The organism is Streptomyces tateyamensis (assembly GCF_003205575.1).
Classification (GTDB): Bacteria; Actinomycetota; Actinomycetes; order Streptomycetales; family Streptomycetaceae; genus Kitasatospora; species Kitasatospora tateyamensis.
Genome location: NZ_PYBW01000004.1, coordinates 63462 through 80319 on the forward strand (window position 1 = coordinate 63462; position 16858 = coordinate 80319).

Sequence of the window (16858 nt, forward strand, 5' to 3'; positions counted from 1 at the left end):
AGCTCGCTGTTGAGCTGCGCAGGAGGCCGACAGGCGAACGGGCTCAGACGGCGCCGAGGTCGGCGGCCTTGACCCCGGCGACGAACGCGGCGAACGCGTGGCTCTGAAAGACCAGGGCGGGGCCGGTGGGGTTCTTGGAGTCGCGCACGGGGACGACGTCGGGGAAACCGTCGGCAACTTCGATGCAGTTTCCCCCGCCGCCAGAATGAGTGCTCTTGCGCCAGGCAGCCGCGGACAGGTCAGGGTGCATGTTGAAAGGCCTCTCTAAGCTTGCGGATCCTGGCCAATGACGCTGCGCGGGGCAGCGCATCGGCTGTGAGGCGATCGTAGTCTTCGGTCCACGCCGCCACTGTTGCGGTATCCCGCTCCAGGAACCCCCGGTGCAGCCCCTCCGTGTACCCGAGTACCTGGTGGCCGGACAGGATGAGCAAGGTCAGCGGATGGTTGATCGGGTGCGATTCCCCCAGGGAATCCGGGGCGATCTGGATGGTCGTCTTCGGCTGCTGGGCCACTTCTTCGAGGTACGCGAGCTGTCTGGCCATGACTCCGGGGCTGCCGATCTGGCGGCGCAGGCAGGTCTCGTCCATGACGACGTGGAGGGTGGGTCGTGGGGTCTTGGCAAGGATCCGTTGCCGGTCGAGAAGAAGGCTGACCCGGGAGTCTGCCTGATCCTGTGTGACCTTGCCGCGCAGGACGTATCCCGACTCGATTGCCGTTGCGTACTCGACTGTTTGCAGGAGACCGTCAATGGTGCGGGGCTGAAAGACGCGCAGTGCAGCGGCGGCCGCCTCCTGGACCGTGTACTCGGGGAAGCCCTGTAGCAGGGAGTGCCCGTGGATCTTGCCGTACAGGTCAACGAACTTGGTCCCAGAGTCGAACGCTTGATCAACACTCTTCGCGAACGGGAGGGTGGGAGGCTTGCGGCCGGTTTCCACTGCCGAGATGTGGACCGCCGAGTAGCCGGTACGCAGCCCCAGTTGACTTTGCGTCAGACCCAAAAACTCGCGAATGTGACGCAGTTGAGTTGCGAAGTGCTCGCGCGGCGTGGTGGGCGGAGGTAGGACGATGCGGCTCATAGCGCACTCTTCCTTCCGTGCTGGCCGATTGAAGACTGTCTGAGCGTAGAGCACAGTATGTCTCCCTGGTAGTGAATCGACTACGGAGAGGAGCGACGCTGTGGCAAGGCAAGCTGGCCCGCCGGTGGTGGTGTTGAAGCCCCGAGTGGGTGATGTGGTGCAGGACTTGGCCACCAGGAGGCAGGGGCGGTACATGGGTGAGATGTACGGCAAGGCGCACCTTCGCCCGATCAAGGGCGGCATCGAGTGGACGACCGATCCCGCCTGCCTTCAGGCGGTGGCCGATGCGCCCACGCTGCAGCCGGTGGCGCGCCGCAGCAAGCCGCGTAACGAGGCCGCCATCAGCCTGCCCGACGTGCACGGTGGCTGAATGGTTGGGCCGGCACCCCGACGTGGTCAGCCGCCCAGCCGGGCGGCGGCTTCCAGCAGCAGGGCGTGGACGAAGGCCTGGGGCAGGTTGCCGCGCAGTTGGCGCTGGGCCACGTCGTACTCCTCCGCGTACAGGCCGGGGCCTCCGCAGGCGGCGCGGTTGCGTTCGAACCAGCGGGCTGCTGCCACCCGGTTGCCCTGCTGCTGCTCGGCGAGGGCCATCAGGAAGCCGCAGAGCAGGAAGGCGCCCTCCGCATCGGCCGGCGGGCGGTCGTCCTGCCGGAACCGGTACGCGAAGTGGTCCTCGCCCAGCTCGGTGCGGACCGCGTGCAGGGTGGCCCGGGTGCGCGGGTCGTCGGCGGGCACCGCCCCGCGCAGGCCGGGCAGCAGCAGGGCGGCGTCCACCCGCGGGTCGGTGGGGGAGCGCTGCCAGCGGCCGCTCGGGTGTAGGCAGTCGGCCGTCCCGGCGACGATCCGGTCGGCCAGCGCGAGCCAGTCGGCGCCGCCGAGGCCGGCCGCGGCCGCCGCCCGCAGGCCGGCCGCGCAGATCAGCCGGCTGTGGGCCCAGCGGTCCGGGTAGAGCTCCCAGATCCCGGCGTCCGGCTCCCGGTGGCGGTCCCGGACGGCGCGCGCGGCGAGCCGGGCTGCCGCCCGGCCGTCGGGGCCCAGCCGGTCCAGGCGGGCGGCGGCGGCCAGCAGCAGCAGGCCCTCGCCGAACACGTCCAGCTGGAACTGGTGGCGCACCTGGTTGCCGACCACGTCGAAACCGCCCGGGTAGCCCGGCAGGTTCAGCCGCTGCTGGTCCGGGATGCGGCGGCCGGCGGCGGTGTAGGCGGGGGAGAGGTCGGGGCCGTGGTCGAGCAGCCTGGCGGTCAGGAAGTCCACCGCGCCGTCCAGCAGGGGCAGGTCCCCACCGGCGGCCGCGGCCTGGCCGAGGTAGCACAGGTCGCGGATCCAGACGAAGCGGTAGTCGTAGTTGCGGCCCTGGGCCGCGCGCTCGGGCAGCGAGGTGGTGGCGGCCGCGACGGTGCCGCCGGAGCCGGTGGTCAGACCGTGCAGCACGACGCGGGCGTGCCGGGCGTCGCGCGCGCCGAGCATCCCGGCGGGCTCGGGGTCGGGCACGGTGCGCTGCCAGGCGAACTCGGTCGCCCGCCACAGGTGGTCGGGCGGCTCGGGGTCCGGCAGCGGCCGGTCGGAGAGTTCCAGCACCAGGTCGGACTGCTCGCCCGGGGCCAGTCGGACGGCGGCCGCCAGTTCGGTGCCGTGGGCGCCGGGGACGGCCTGCGGGGCCCCGGTCCAGCGCAGCCGCAGCGCGCCGGCCCGGGCCCGCCAGGTCCCGTCCTCCGCCCGGCGCAGCCGGCGCAGCGGGGCCTCGCCGAACTCCGCCGCGGGTCGCAGCAGCACGTCCACGGCGGCCGGGCCGTCCACGGCGCGGATCCGGTGCAGCAGCACCAGACGGTGCGGGTCGCCGGGCATGGCCAGTGCCTGGCGGCACTCGACCATGCCGCCGGTGGTCACCCAGCGGGCGCGCCAGACCAGGCTGCCCGCCTCGTAGTAGCCGCTGTGCACGGCCGGGCCCGCCGGGCCGACCCGGTACCAGCCCGGTCCGCCGATCAGCGTCGAGAAGACCGCCGGGCTGTCCCAGCCCGGCGCGCAGAGCCAGACCGCCTCGCCGGCCGGTCCGACCAGCGCACCGCGCTCGCCGTCGGCGAGCAGTGCGTAGTCCCGCAGGACCTGGGGGGAGGGGGCTTCGGGTGGCATGCGGTCAGGCCTCCGTCGGGGAGATCACGGCTGGCGCCTACCCGGTCTCCGGCCGGGCACTCCGAGCACTCCGAGCACTCCAGGCACTCCAGGCACTGCAGGCACTCCGAGCCCCACTGGCGCCTCCTGGCAGCTGGCGGTGGGCCTGGTGGTCGGGGCCGGCTCAGGCCGAGCCGGACTCGCTGAAGCCGGTGGCGAGGTGGGCGACCACCCCGGCCAGTCCCTTGCCGTTGGCCCGGGCCGCCCGCTGGCGCGCCGCGCCGGTCCCCAGGCACAGCACGCGCCGGATCAGGTCCTCGGCCGCCGCCCGGTCGCCGTGCGCGGCCAGGCCCGGCAGGGCCCGCGCGTACAGGTGGGCCAGCAGCCGGGCCATCGGCAGGTGCTCCCCGGTCAGCGGGTCCACGGCCTCGCCCGTCAGCCCGGACCGCGCGGCGTACCAGTGCGCCGAGGTGAGTGCGGGGGCGCGGCGCGGGCGGGTCGGCGCGGCGAGCAGGGACCAGGCCAGCCCGCGCAGCAGGACGGCCAGCAGGACCGTCACGTCGAGGTCGGTGTTGACGTCGAAGACCCGCACCTCCAGGGTCGGCAGGTGCTCCGAGGGCCGGGAATACCAGTAGATCATCCGCCGGTCCAGCACCCGGGAGCGGGCCACCAGGGCGTCGGCGGTGCGTTCGTAGCCGTCGAGGTCGAGCAGCGGGGCCGGGCCCACGGTCGGCCAGTTGCGCTGGAACAGCCAGCGGCCGCTCGCCAGGCCCAAGTCGCTGCCCTCGGTGAACGGTGAGTTGGAGCTGAGCGCCTGCAGCACCGGCAGCCATGGGCGCAGCGCTGCGCTCAGTTGCAGCGCCGTGGCCCGGTCGAGGTCGCCGAGGTGCACGTGGCAGCCGCACAGTTCCGCGCCGGTCTGGTCGGCGACCGGCCCGACCAGCTCGGCGATCCGGTGGTAGCGCGGCTGGTCGGTGACGGGCAGCGGGTGGCGGCTGGGCAGCACGGCGGTGCCGCAGGCCACCGGCACGCAGCCGAAGGGTGCGGCGGCCCGGGCCATCGCCGCCCGCATCGCGACCAGCTCCGCGCGCAGCTGCGCCGCGGTCTCCACGGGCGGGGTACAGGCCTCGATCTGGGTCGCCAGGAACTCCGGCTGGGCGCGCGGCCCCAGCTCCGCCTCGGCCCGTTCCAGCACCTCCGGCGCGCGCGGGACGGTGCGGCCGGTGTGCGGGTCGACGAGCAGGTACTCCTCCTCCACTCCGAACCGCAGCCGGTCGGTGGGGCGGTGGTCAGCCGCGGGATCGGTGGTCATCAGCATCCTCCGCCGGGCGTCTGCCCCGACCGCGTCCCGGTACGCCTGGCTGGCCGGTGCGCGTGGCTCCGGTGGGGAAAGAGTCCGGTTTGCCCGGCTCGTCACCGGGCAGCCGTGCCGCGGGGCGTCCCGGGCCGCCCCGCGACAGCCGTCCGGAGGCTGCCCAGGAGCCCAGGAAGCCGCCCAGGAAGAGGAGGACCGCGTGATGACCACCAACCCCGGCCCGCCCGAAGGCCGTCCGCCCGCGTCACCGGCCACCGGGAGCCCGGCGCCAGCGACCCACAACCCGGGGCCGCCCGTCGACACCGACCGGGGCACCGCCGACCGGGAGACCGCCGAGCGGGAGACCGCCGTGCGCGATGTCCCTGAGCGGGACGCCGCCGACCGGGGCACCGCCGACCGGGACGCCGACGAGCGAGGGACCCCGGAGCGGGACGCCAAGGACCTGGCGCTGGACGCCCACCGGGCACCCCACCCGCGCGGCGCCCTCACCACGGACCAGGGCGTGGCCGTCGACGACACCGACAACTCGCTGCACCTGGGCGAGCGCGGCCCGACCCTGCTGGCGGACTTCCAGCTGCGGGAGAAGCTGACCCGGTTCGACCACGAGCGGATCCCGGAACGGGTGGTGCACGCCCGCGGCGCCGGCGCCTACGGGTTCTTCGAGCCGTACGAGTCGCTGGCCGAGTACACCTGCGCCGACTTCCTGCAGGAGCCCGGGCGCCGCACGCCGGTGTTCGTGCGCTTCTCGACCGTGCAGGGCCCGCGCGGCTCGGCCGACACGGTGCGGGACGTGCGCGGGTTCGCCACCAAGTTCTACACCCGGCACGGCAACTACGACCTGGTCGGCAACAACATGCCGGTCTTCTTCATCCAGGACGCGGCCAAGTTCCCCGACTTCGTGCACGCGGTGAAGCCCGAGCCGCCGAACGAGATCCCCACCGGCGCCAGCGCGCACGACACCTTCTGGGACTTCTGCTCGCTGCAGCCCGAGTCCACCCACATGCTGATGTGGGTGATGTCCGACCGGGCGATCCCGCGCAGCTACCGGATGATGCAGGGCTTCGGCGTGCACACCTTCCGGCTGGTGAACGCCGAGGGGCGCGGCACCTTCGTGAAGTTCCACTGGCGGCCGAAGCTCGGCGTGGCCTGCCAGGTCTGGGACGAGGCCCAGCTGGCCGCCGGGCGCGACCCGGACTTCCACCGCCGCGACCTGTGGGAGGCGATCGCCTCCGGCGCGTACCCGGAGTGGGAGCTCGGCGTCCAACTGATCCCGGAGGAGCATGAGTTCGCCTTCCCCTTCGACCTGCTGGACCCGACCAAGCTGGTGCCGGAGGAACTGGTGCCGGTGCGGCCGGTGGGCCGGATGGTGCTGGACCGCAACCCGCAGAACTTCTTCGCCGAGACCGAGCAGGTGGCCTTCCACACGGCCAACATCGTGCCCGGCATCGACTTCACCAACGACCCGCTGCTGCAGGGCCGCAACTTCTCCTACCTGGACACCCAGCTGCTCCGCCTGGGCGGGCCCAACTTCGCCCAGCTGCCGGTCAACCGCCCGCTCACCGAGGTGCGCACCAACCACCGCGACGGCCAGGGCCAGCAGTTGATCCAGCCCGGCACCAGCTACTCGCCCAACTCGGTCGGCGGCGGCTGCCCGTTCACGATGGGCGGCGGCCGGCTCGCCGAGGGCGTCTTCGAGCACTACCAGGAGCGGGTGGACGGGCAGGCGATCCGGCGGCGCAGCGCGAGCTTCGCCGACCACTACAGCCAGGCCGCGATGTTCTGGCACAGCATGGCCGACTGGGAGCAGGAGCACATCACCGCGGCCTTCGCCTTCGAACTCGGCCATGTCGGCGACCGGGCGGTGCGCCGCCGGATGGTCGGCAACCTGGTCCGGGTGGACGCCGAGCTGGCCGCCGAGGTGGCCCGGCGGATCGGTGAGCCGGTGCCGGAGCAGGAAGCCGCCGCGCCGGCCCCGGAGGTCCCGCGCATCTCGCCGGCGCTCAGCCTGGCGGCGCTGGGCGGCAGCGGGATCAGCACCCGCAGCGTCGCCGTGCTCGCCTGCGACGGCGTGGACGGTGCCCAACTGAGCGCCGGACGCGACTGGTTGGCGGCTCAGGACGCTGCGGTGGCGGTGCTCGCCCCGCACGGCGGCGAGGTGTCCGACCGGGCCGGCGACGGGGTGCCGGTGGACCGCGCGCTGTCCGCGACCGCCTCGGTGCTGCACGACGCCGTGCTGCTGCCAGACGGGACCGGGGCGCTCGCCGAGGACCCGGACGCCGTGCGCTTCGTGGCCGAGGCGCTGCGGCACGGCAAGCCGATCGCGGTGCTCGGCTCCGGCCGCGAGCTGGCCCGGGCGGCGGGACTCGCCGATCCGCAGGACACCCCGGGCGTGGCCGTGCCGGCCCCGGACGGGCAGGCGGACGCCGACTTCTGGCGCCACGTCACCCACCTGATCGAGCAGCACCGCTTCCCGCAGCGCTGAGGCAGGGCTGCCGCCAGGAGCGCCCCTATCCGTCCTGCCCGGCCGAACCCGGCGGTTCGGCCGGGCAGGGCCGCACCAGGCCGGACTCGTAGGCGGCGATCACCGCCTGGGCGCGGTCGCGGACGCCCAGCTTGGCGAAGACGCTGGTGATGTAGTTCTTGACCGTGGAGAGGCTGATCGCCATGGCCTGCGCGATCCCGGCGTTGTCCAGTCCGGTGGCGAGCAGCCGCCACACCTCCACCTCACGGGGCGTCAGGTCGGCGTTCCCGAGGTCCGCAGCCGGGAGGGCGGCGGGTGACTGCGGCCGCCCGGGCGCGGTGACGTAGGTGGAGATCAGCCGGGTGAGCAGCCGGGGCGCGACCACGGCCTCGCCGCGGTGCACGGTGCGCACCGCCGCCAACAGCTCCTCCGGGGAGATGTCCTTGGGCAGGAAGCCGTACGCGCCCGCCCGCAGGGCAGCGACCACGTACTCGTCGAGGTCGAAGGTGCTCAGCGCCAGCACCCGGCAGGCGGGCAGTTCCCGGGTGATCCGAGCGGTCGCCCCGACCCCGTCGAGGACCGGCATCCGGATGTCCATCACCACCACGTCGGGCCGGTGCTCGTGGGCGAGGGCCTGCTCGCCGTGCTCCGCCTCGGCCACCACCTCGACGGCCGGGTCCGGGGCCAGGATCAGCGCCAGGCCGCGCCGCACCAGCGGCTGGTCGTCCGCGATCAGCACCCTGATCCGCTCGGTCGTTCCCGTCCTGCTCTCGGCCGTCCCCGTCACACCGGCAGTTCCTCTCCCTCGACCGGCACCAGCGGCAGGTCGGCCGCCACCCCGAACCCGCCGTCGTCGAGCTGTCCGGCCACCAGGCTGCCGCCGTGCAGCGCGACGCGCTCGCGCATGCCGATCAGACCGTACCCGCCCCCGCGGCCGGCCCCGGCGGCCCGCGGTGCCGTGCCGCCGGTACCCGTGTTCCGCACCTCGACGGTGATCTGCTCCGGCCGGTACGTCAGGTGGACCCTCGCCCGGGCGCCGCCGGCGTGCTTGCGGGCGTTGGTGAGGGACTCCTGGACGACCCGGAAGACGGCCAGGGCGGTGCTGGGCGGGAGCGGGCGCTGCGCGCCGCTGACGGTGAGTTCGGTGGGCAGACCGGCCAGGCAGGACTCCTCGACCAGCCGGGCGAGGTCCCCGACCCCCGGCTGGGGCGCCGCGACCGCCTGCTGCGGCTCGTCGTCGGCCCGCAGCACGTCGAGCAGTTGGCGCATCTCCCGCAGCGCCGTGCGCCCCGAGCCCTCGAGCACGGTGAGCGCCTCGCGCACCACCTCCTGGTCGCCGCCGAGGTTGGCCCGGGCGCCGCCGGCCATCAGCTGCATGGTGGTCAGGTGATGGGCGACGATGTCGTGCAGCTCGCGGGCGATCCGGCGGCGCTCGTCGGCCACCGCGCGCTCCGCCAGGAGCCGGCGCCGCACCTCCAGCGCCTGCTGGTGCCGCCGGAACGCCAGGGCCGCGCCCACCACCAGCGCGGCAGCGACAGACTGCCGATCAGGCTGCCGACCGACGGGGGGAACGGCGCCACCCGCCCGACCAGCGAGAGCGCGCAGGCCGCCACGGCCGCCACGGCGGTCACCGCCGCGCGCTGCGAACGGGCGATCCCGAACAGCGCGACAGCCAACGCGGCGCCGAAGTGGCTCGCCACGGGCACGCTGAGGTTCAGCGCCAGGGCGATGACCAGCACGGCACTCGCCGAGCCCAGCGGGCGGCGGCGCAGGGTGAGCAGCGGCAGGGCGCCGAGCACGACCAGGAGCAGCCCCAGCGGCGCGAGCCGGCCGTGCTGGCGGCCGCCGGGCGCAAGCTCTACTGGCCCTCGCGAGCCCACCGGCGTGAGCCCCGTCAAGGCGCGGGGGCACGGTTCGCCGCGCTGCTGGTCCGCCGCCCGCTGGCCTTCACCCTGGCCTCGATCGCACTGCTGGGGACGCTGTCCGCCGGGTTGATCGGGCTCACGATGGACTACGGCCAGGGCGGCGGCGGCCCCCGCACCGCCGCGCGGGCCACCGCTGCCGAGATCTCGCGCGCCCTGCCGGCCGGAGTGGCCGACCCGACCAGCGTCTACCTGCGGGCCACCGACAACGCGCCGCTCACCGGCCGCCCGTTGGACGGGCTGGCCCGTGACCTGGCCCAGGTCCCCGGCATCGGCCAGGTGGCCGCACCGGTACTGAGCGAGAACGGGCGGGCCGCCAGGATCGACCTGTTCCCGACCGCCGACGCGCAGTCGGTCCAGGCGCGCGAGCTGGTCAGCGGTCCGCTGCGCGCGGCCCTGGCCAAGGACACCCCCGCCGGCCTGGAGGCCCACGTCGGCGGCACGGCGGCGATCCTCGCCGATGTGTCCAGTGCCGTCGACCACGACCTGCGCCTGGTGTTCCCGGTGGCGGCCGGGCTGATCGCGCTGATCCTGGTCCTGCTGCTGCGCAGCCTGCTGGCGCCGCTGATCCTGCTGCTCTGCGTCGGACTGGGCTTCGCGGCCACCCTCGGCGCGGCCACCACGCTCTTCCAGCACGTGATGCACCGCCCGGGCGTCGACTTCACCCTGCCGCTGGTGCTGTTCCTGTTCGTGGTCGCCCTCGGAACCGACTACAACATCCTGATCAGCGACCGGATCCGGGAGGAGATGGAACGCCCGGGACCGGCCCGCCGCGCGGTGGCACGGGCCGTGCGCCACACCACCCCGGCGATCGCGACGGCGGGCCTGGTGCTGGCCGGCTCGTTCGCCACCCTCGCGGTCACCCCGTCCCCGTCGACCCAGCAGGTCGGCTTCGCGATGGCGCTCGGCATCCTGCTCGCCGCCTTCCTGCTCTCGATCGTGCTGGTGCCCGCGCTGCCCGCGCTGGCGGCGCTGCTGGGGCGCGGCATCTGGTGGCCGCTGCGACCGGGCCGGACGGCCCCGCGCCCGCAGCCGGCCCGGTTCGCCGACCTCCAGCGCCACGAGGACCTGGACCCGTACCGGATCGGCGCGACCGACCGCTGACCGGCGGCCCGGCCCGGGTCGGTGCTCGACACGGCAGGGCGGGTGCGGGGCGGCAGTGGCCGCGCCGCACCCGCCCTGGTGGTGCGTCAGATACTGATGAAGCGTCAGTACCGGGTGCTGATGGTCACGCCGCTGAAGTCGGTCACGGCGTACAGGCTCAGGTAGTGGTACCCGGGCTCCGGGTTGGTGACGGTGACGGTCTGGGCGGTACCGGAGTTGGTGCCCGAGGCGGTGAACGCGTCGGGGGAGGCCCAGGTGTCGTCGTTGTAGTACAGGTAGGCCAGCCCGGTGCCGCCCGAGGTGGAGACGGTCAGCTTGCTGGTGCCGGCGGGCACGTAGACGTACTTGTAGACCAGGTGGCCCGCGGTGGCGGACTGCCCGGCCCGGGAGCAGTTCTGGCCCAGCGCCTCGGCCCGGGGGTCGGTGCAGGCGGGCGGGGTGGCCTGGCCGCCGCCGACGGCGACGGTGGCCGAGGTCGCGGTGCTGGTCGACTTGCCGTTGCTGTCGACGGCGGTCTCCACCACGGTGTAGGTCCCCGGGGCGGCGTAGGTGTGGCTCACGTTGCGCCCGTCACCGGTGCTGCCGTCGCCGAAGGTCCAGTGCCAGGCGGTGATCCGGCCGGGGCCGGTCTGCACCGAGCGGTCGGCCACCGTGACGGTCGCGCCGCTCACGCTCTCGTCGAAGAGCGCGGTCGGGCCCTGGGCGTAGCAGGCGCCGGCGGCGCAGGCGGTCAGCCAGGAGTCGAAGTCGGCGTCCAGGCTGGTGCCCAGCGAGTTGTAGACCGCGTAGCCGCCGGTGTAGTCACCGGTGCGGAAGTGGCCCAGCATCGACTGGATCACGTCGGGGTGCTTCTCGAACATGTACCGCACCGCCAGGTAGCCCCACGGGTAGGTGCGCACCGAGTCCGAGTTGTCGTAGGTGTTCTGGAAGATGGTGCTCAGCTTGTAGGTGTGGCTGCGGGCCTGGTCCAGCGCCTCGGTGTCGGTCTGGCCGCGGTACGCGTAGGACTCGTACTCGGCCACGCCCTCGATCCACCAGATGTTCGGCACCGAGGTCTCGGTGCCGAAGGTGCCCTTCATGTCGTAGATGCCGTCGAGGTAGTGGGTGTACTCGTGGTTGAGGTTCCACACGTTCGCCGGGAAACTGTCGTTCCACGACTTGAGGAACATCACCGACACGGCCTGGTTCTTCGGGTCGGTCGGGTCCATCAGGGTCTCGCCACCGTTGTCGGTGTCGTTGCCGAAGATGGCCCAGGAGTAGGTGGCGTAGTCCGCCTTGTTGGCGAAGACGGCCAGCGTGATGGTCTTGTCGTACTGGCCCGGGACCGGCCCGCTGTCCGTGACCAGGTGGTGGAAGAAGCCGTCCTCGCCGCGCAGGCTGGTGCAGACGGCGGCCTGGTCGGCGGCCGACAGCGACTCGGTCTCGATCAGCCGGTTGTCGCAGACCAGCCTGGTCGGCAGCACCGCGGCGGTCAGCTTGGCCGGCAGGTCGCAGACGCCGTAGGTCGAGCAGTTGGCGGAGTCGTAGGTGTTGGCCTGGAACGCGGTGTGCACGTACAGCGGGCCGGTGGCGCCGGTGATCGGCGCGGAGTCCAGCACCTGCTTGACCAGCGGGCGGGCCTTGGCCTCGATGGTGGCGCTGTCGCCGGTCAGCCGGGCCAGGTCGTTGCCGGCGTTCACGTCCAGGGCGCCGTTCGGGCCGGAGAGCAGGTCCTGGTGGCTGAGCGCGAAGTCGGACAGCGTGTTGAGGATCCGCGGGTCGGCACCGACCGCCTTGACGAAGTCGGCGTTCCAGTTGCCCCGCCACAGCGGCGTCTGGAGCACCGAGTTGACGGCGTCGACCAGCTTCGGGAAGGCGTTGTAGGAGTTGTCGTAGCTGTCCAGCACCTCGCGGTAGGTGCTGAGGTAGCTGCCCTGCAGGTTGGCGCTGTCGGTGAGGACGAGGACCTCGCGCAGCACCGCGCCGTTGGCGTCGCTCCGGTCCTCCCAGTGGTCGCTCCTGAAGAAGGCGTCCAGGCCGGCCTTGGTGGCCCTGGTCAGGGCGGCGTCGTAGGGACCGACGGCTGACGAGTTGTTGGACTGCACGAAGTAGCCGGCCCGCAGGAAGAGCACCAGCTGCAGGATGCCGGTGGAGTCGTCGCCGGTGTAGCCGGTGGCCAGGCTGTGGAAGGCGTTGGCCACGGTGAGCATCTGCTGCTGCTTGAAGACCTTGCCGGCGTCGGTGCCGGTCAGGTTGAACAGCGTGTTCACGCAGTCCGTCGTGGAGCCCTTGAGGAAGGCGACCAGGTCGGCGCCGCTGCGGCCGGCGAAGTCGGCGGTGGTGCAGCTCTGCGGGGTGGGCGACGCGCTCGCGGCGGCCCTGGCGGACCGGGTGGCGGCCGGGTGGGCCGCGGCGGGGTGCTGGGTCAACTGCAGGGTGGTGCCGGCCCGCTGGGCCATCACGGCCTGGCCGAGCAGGGCCGGCGGCAGCGGGGTACGGGTCTGGGTGATCTCCTCGCCGGGGTCGGCGGCGAGGAAGGCGCCCACGGGCTTGGGGACGGCGGTGGCGGCGCTCACCGTTCCCGGGGCAGCGGCAGCCGCGGCGGCGAACGCCGGGGTGGTGGGCAGCAGGGTGGCCGCGGTGGCGCAGCCGGCCACCAGACCGGCGAGCACGGTGGGCAGGGATATCCGCAGAGGCAACGGCTTCGTCCTTCTCGGGTGCGGGGATCTCACGGGGTGTCAGGCGCGAGGTTGAGGGGGTCTGCGGCGTGGATCCTGTCACCGAACGAAGGGTTAATACAATGTCACAGGTCATACGACATTGGATCTCCAGGTCATCAAGCCCGCTTAGGGGGTGTGACGTGGGGGCGGTCAGCCGGCCTGATGGGTCGGGTGGCCCGATGTCCTATGGCTTGGCGCGTTGCTCCCGCTCCGAGGCTGCGCAATATTACATGTCACACCTGGCTCGGTGATCGCGTCAGTGAACCCCCCCCCCACACCCCCAGGAGCAGAGATGCGCCTTCGATCAGCTGTGCCCAGAAGCCTCGCCGCGGCAGCGGCGACGCTCGGCACGGTGGTCGGCCTGCTGGCCGTTCCCGCGGCCGCGAGTCCCCCCACCGCCCAACCCGCCCACCTGCCCGCCGCCCACCAGCTGCCCGCCGCCCCCACGGCCGCGGTGCTGCCGCCCCGGGGCGCCGCGAACCAGGGTGACGCCGAGCGCTTCGCCGAGCGGTCCCAGGCACTGCCCGCCGCGCAGCGGGCGCAGCCGGCCGCGCGCGCCGCGGCGTCCGCGAGCAAGCCGGCCGCCCGGGTCGCCAAGACCGCCACCCCCACGGCGGCCCAGACCTGCAACGCCTCGGACTTCACCGGCCGCAGCGGCAGTTCGCTGGCCGCCTACGTCGCGGCCTCCACCACCGACTGCATCAACTCGCTGTTCAGCCTCACCGGCGCCAACGCCGCCGGCGCGTTCAAGCAGGCGCAGATGCTGCCGGTCGCGACCGCGCTCAACACTGCCGCCCGCCGCTACGACGGCACCGACGCCTCGGGCATCCAGCAGCTCGTCCTCTTCCTGCGGGCCGGCTACTACGCCCAGTTCTACGACCCCCAGGACGTGGGCCAGTACGACGCGAGCCTGGCCACCGCGACCAGGACGGCGCTGGACAGCTTCTTCGCCGGCCCGCACGCGCTGGACGTCACCGCGGCCAACGGCGACGTGCTGGCCGAGGCGATCACGCTGACCGACAGCGCGGTGCTGCAGGACCACTACCTGGGCACCTACAAGCGGCTGATGGCCGCCTACACCAGCTCCTGGGACGCCGTCGCCAGCATGACCGGCGCGCTGAACAACGTCTTCATGGCCCCACTGTGGCGCGGCAACCAGAACCCGGCCTTCGTCAGCGCGGTGACCGCCGACCCGAGCATCGTCGACGCGCTGAACTCCTTCACCCGGGCCAACACCCGGCTGCTGAGCACCGACAACGACGTGATGGACGCCAACGCCGGCCTGGACATGACCCGGCTGGTCGGCTACCCGGCGCTGCAGGCCAAGGTGCGCCCGCTGGCCCAGGGACTGCTCGGCATCTCGCAGATCACCGGCCCCACCGCCCGGCTCTGGGTCGAGGTGGCCAACCAGGCCTACAACTACGACGGCGACAACTGCTCCTACTACGGCGTCTGCAACCTGGCCGACCGGCTCACCGCCGCCGCGCTGCCGCAGACGCTGGCCTGCGACAACCGCACCGTCATGGCCCAGTCGCTGTCGGCCGCCGACCTGAACGCGGTCTGCGCCAGCCTGCGCAACCAGGACCCGTACTTCCACCGGCTGGTCAAGGACAACGGCCCGATCCCCGGGCAGTACGAGTCCAGCGTGCGGATGGCGGTGTTCGCCAGCCAGCGGGACTACGCGATCTACTCCTCGCCGATCTTCGGCAACGACACCAACAACGGCGGCGAGACGCTGACCGGCGACCCCGCCGACCCGAACAACAAGCCGGTCTCGATCGAGTACCAGAAGCCGTACGACGACGGCTTCGTGGCCCGGGTGTGGAACCTCAACCACGAGTACACCCACTACCTGGACGGCGTGTACAACACCAAGGGCACCTTCGCCCAGGAGACCGTCGTCCCGGACATCTGGTACGTCGAGGGCTTGGCCGAGTACGTCTCCTACTCCTACCGCGGCGTCAGCTACGACGACGCGACGGCCCAGGCCGCGCTGCACACCTACAAGCTCAGCGACCTGTGGCAGACCCAGTACGGGGACACCACCCGGGTCTACAACTGGGGCTACCTGGCGGTGCGTTACATGTTCGAGAAGCACCCGGCCGACATGGCGAACATGCTGTCGCACTTCCGGACCGGGGACTACGCCGGTGGCGCCGCGGTCTACCTGACCGGGATCGGCACCCGCTACGACGCCGACTTCGACAACTGGCTGAACGCCTGCGCGGCCGGCGCCTGCCAGCAGGGCGGCAACCTGGCCAACGGCGGCTTCGAGACCGGCTCGGCCTCGCCGTGGACCACCACCGGCACCGCCACCGTGGTCAACTCCGCTACCCACAGCGGCGGCTACGCGCTCCGGCTGGGCGGCACCAGCCCGACCAACGGCGACTCGACCGCGGCGCAGACCTTCACCGTGCCCAGCGGCAGCACCCAGCTCTCCTTCTGGTACGACGTGGCCTGCCCCGACCGGGTCCAGTACGACTGGGCCACCGCGACGCTCAAGGACAACACCGCCGGCACCAGCACCACCGTGCTCGACAAGACCTGCGCCGCCAACTCCGGTTGGACCCAGGCCAAGACCCCGGTCACCGCCGGCCACAGCTACACGCTGACCCTGGCCAGCCACGACGACGACTACGCGGGTGACCCCACCTACACGGCCTTCGACGACGTGGTCCTCGGGGCGCCGGTCTCGCTGCCGGCCTGCACCGGCAACTCCTACACCCTGGGCCAGAACTGCTCGCTGGCCAACCAATCGGCAAGCGCGGGCGGCCTGGACTACCTGGACGTCTACCTGCCGGCCGGCACCAGCACGCTGACCGTCACCACCAGCGGCGGCAGCGGCGACGCGGACCTCCTCTACAACGCCTCCACCTGGGCCAACTCCAGCAACGCCACCACCAGTTCGACCGGTGGCGGGACCGAGCACTCGATCACCGTCAGCAACACCGCGGCCGGCTGGCGCTACGTCAGCCTGTACGGCCGCAGTGCCTTCAGCGGGGTCACCGTGAGCGCCCAGTTCTGACGGACGACCACGAGTCGTCCCGGACGGGACCGGTTGACCCGTCGGCCGGGCAGCGACCCTGACCCGGCCGACCGGACGGGCCCGCACCGAGTTCCCCGGTGCGGGCCCGTCGCGTCCAGCCGGAGCCGTCGCGGTCAGCAGCGCGGGAGCCGGTACTTGCCGCTCGCCCAGGTCTGGAAGTGCGGGACGTGGGCGATGAGGTCCTGGTAGGCACGGGCAGCGGCACCGAACAGGGTGACGGCGGTGGCCGCGGGCACCCGCTCGGGACTCCACACCAGCACGTACCTGGTCCACAGCGGCGTGCCGGCCAGCGGCTTCACTGCCACCCCCGCGATCGGGCGCAGGGTGGCCTGCACCACCGACGCGCCGAGGCCGGCCGCGATCATCGCCTGCAGCTGGTGGTGGTCGCCGAGGAACTCGTGCACGGCGGTCGGCGCGAAGCCGCGGGCCCGGCAGGCGGAGTAGAAGACCCCCGGCCAGCCGGCGCCGTCGTCGGGGGTGAGGAACCAGGGGCTGTCGGCCAGGTCGGCCAGGTCCACCTCCTGCTGCCGGCTCGCCGGGTGCTCGCGGCTGAGCGCCACGAAGGCGGGCTCGGTGACGATCCCGCGGTGGGCCAGGGCCGGCGAGTGGTGCAACTCCATGCCGGGGTAGTCGACCGCCAGGCCCGCGTCCGCCTCGCCCTGCTCGATCTGCCGGACGATCTCCACCGTGGCGTACACGCTGCTGACCAGCGGAGCGAGCTGTGGCAGGGCGGTGCGCGCATGGCCGATCATGCCGGCCAGGATCGGCGTGTTGGTGGTGGCCAGGCGCAGCGGGGAGCCCGGATCGGGCGCCGCGTCGGCGCTGTCGCGGCCCAGCGCGTCCACCCGGTCGAGCACCTCGCGGGCCTGCCCGATGACCTGGGCGCCGAGCGGGGTGGGGCGCACCCCGGCGGCCGAGCGCTCGAACAGAGCGCTGCCGAAGTAGCTCTCCAGTCGCTTCAACTGGCCGCTGACGGAGGGCTGGGAGAATCCGGTGGCCACCGCGGCCCGGCCCAGGCTGCCGGCCTCGGCGATGGCCAGCAGCATGCGGAGGTGACGGAATTCCAGGTCCACTCTGTACGCCTCCCGTGCGAGTTCAACAGAGCGACCCTAAAGCTTGCGCAACA

General features: G+C 72.9%; 13 protein-coding genes. 4 read left to right on the top strand and 9 right to left on the bottom strand.

Annotated elements, in window-relative coordinates:
• Positions 1-43 precede the first annotated feature (43 nt).
• Together C7C46_RS00510 and C7C46_RS00515 are read right to left on the bottom strand one after the other, a co-directional pair.
• Positions 44-250 (bottom strand): DUF397 domain-containing protein, encoded by a 207-nt coding sequence (locus C7C46_RS00510; protein WP_110664514.1) that lies wholly within the window; start codon positions 248-250, stop codon positions 44-46.
• A complete protein-coding gene (locus tag C7C46_RS00515; protein WP_181442110.1) occupies positions 240-1076 on the bottom strand; it encodes a helix-turn-helix domain-containing protein in 837 nt (278 codons plus the stop codon). Before C7C46_RS00515 ends, C7C46_RS00510 begins: the two co-directional genes overlap by 11 nt.
• Positions 1077-1269: 193 nt before the next feature.
• Here C7C46_RS00515 and C7C46_RS34635 point away from each other — a divergent pair, with 193 nt between their 5' ends.
• On the top strand, positions 1270-1446 hold the full coding sequence (locus C7C46_RS34635) for a hypothetical protein (RefSeq protein ID WP_181442111.1): 177 nt from the start codon (positions 1270-1272) through the stop codon (positions 1444-1446).
• 26 nt (positions 1447-1472) lie between these two features.
• Here C7C46_RS34635 and C7C46_RS00520 read toward each other — a convergent pair whose 3' ends face one another.
• Positions 1473-3206, bottom strand: a complete 1734-nt coding sequence (locus C7C46_RS00520; RefSeq protein WP_110664516.1) for a glycoside hydrolase family 15 protein — start codon at positions 3204-3206, stop codon at positions 1473-1475.
• A gap of 163 nt (positions 3207-3369) precedes the next feature.
• Entirely contained in the window at positions 3370-4497 is a 1128-nt protein-coding gene (locus tag C7C46_RS00525; RefSeq protein ID WP_181442112.1) for a carboxylate-amine ligase, read from the bottom strand.
• 205 nt (positions 4498-4702) lie between these two features.
• Between C7C46_RS00525 and C7C46_RS00530 the strand changes: the two genes are divergently transcribed.
• The gene (locus tag C7C46_RS00530; protein ID WP_181442113.1) at positions 4703-6982 is read left to right on the top strand and encodes a catalase; all 2280 of its coding nucleotides are present in this window, start codon (positions 4703-4705) and stop codon (positions 6980-6982) included.
• 25 nt (positions 6983-7007) lie between these two features.
• Here C7C46_RS00530 and C7C46_RS00535 read toward each other — a convergent pair whose 3' ends face one another.
• From C7C46_RS00535 to C7C46_RS36155, 3 genes are read right to left on the bottom strand one after another with little or no spacing between them, the layout of a single operon-like run.
• On the bottom strand, positions 7008-7748 hold the full coding sequence (locus tag C7C46_RS00535) for a response regulator (RefSeq protein WP_245983942.1): 741 nt from the start codon (positions 7746-7748) through the stop codon (positions 7008-7010).
• Positions 7745-8404, bottom strand: coding sequence for a sensor histidine kinase (locus C7C46_RS34640; RefSeq protein ID WP_181442114.1), 660 nt, complete (start codon positions 8402-8404; stop codon positions 7745-7747). The genes C7C46_RS00535 and C7C46_RS34640 overlap by 4 nt, the downstream gene beginning before the upstream one ends.
• A complete protein-coding gene (locus C7C46_RS36155) occupies positions 8344-8760 on the bottom strand; it encodes a hypothetical protein (RefSeq protein ID WP_181442115.1) in 417 nt (138 codons plus the stop codon). The genes C7C46_RS34640 and C7C46_RS36155 overlap by 61 nt, the downstream gene beginning before the upstream one ends.
• Before the next feature lie 33 nt (positions 8761-8793).
• On the opposite strand from C7C46_RS36155, the gene C7C46_RS00545 reads away from it, so the two are divergent.
• Positions 8794-9987 (top strand): MMPL family transporter, encoded by a 1194-nt coding sequence (locus tag C7C46_RS00545; protein WP_110664519.1) that lies wholly within the window; start codon positions 8794-8796, stop codon positions 9985-9987.
• A gap of 104 nt (positions 9988-10091) precedes the next feature.
• On the opposite strand, the gene C7C46_RS00550 is transcribed toward C7C46_RS00545, so the two are convergent.
• Complete coding sequence (locus C7C46_RS00550) at positions 10092-12665, bottom strand: collagenase (protein ID WP_110664520.1); 2574 nt, start codon at positions 12663-12665, stop codon at positions 10092-10094.
• Positions 12666-12978: 313 nt separating this feature from the next.
• Between C7C46_RS00550 and C7C46_RS00555 the strand changes: the two genes are divergently transcribed.
• Entirely contained in the window at positions 12979-15711 is a 2733-nt protein-coding gene (locus C7C46_RS00555; protein ID WP_181442116.1) for a collagenase, read from the top strand.
• 134 nt (positions 15712-15845) lie between these two features.
• On the opposite strand, the gene C7C46_RS00560 is transcribed toward C7C46_RS00555, so the two are convergent.
• Positions 15846-16805: a LysR family transcriptional regulator gene (locus C7C46_RS00560; RefSeq protein WP_110664521.1), complete on the bottom strand. Its 960-nt coding sequence runs from the start codon at positions 16803-16805 to the stop codon at positions 15846-15848.
• Between the last annotated feature and the right edge of the window lie 53 nt (positions 16806-16858).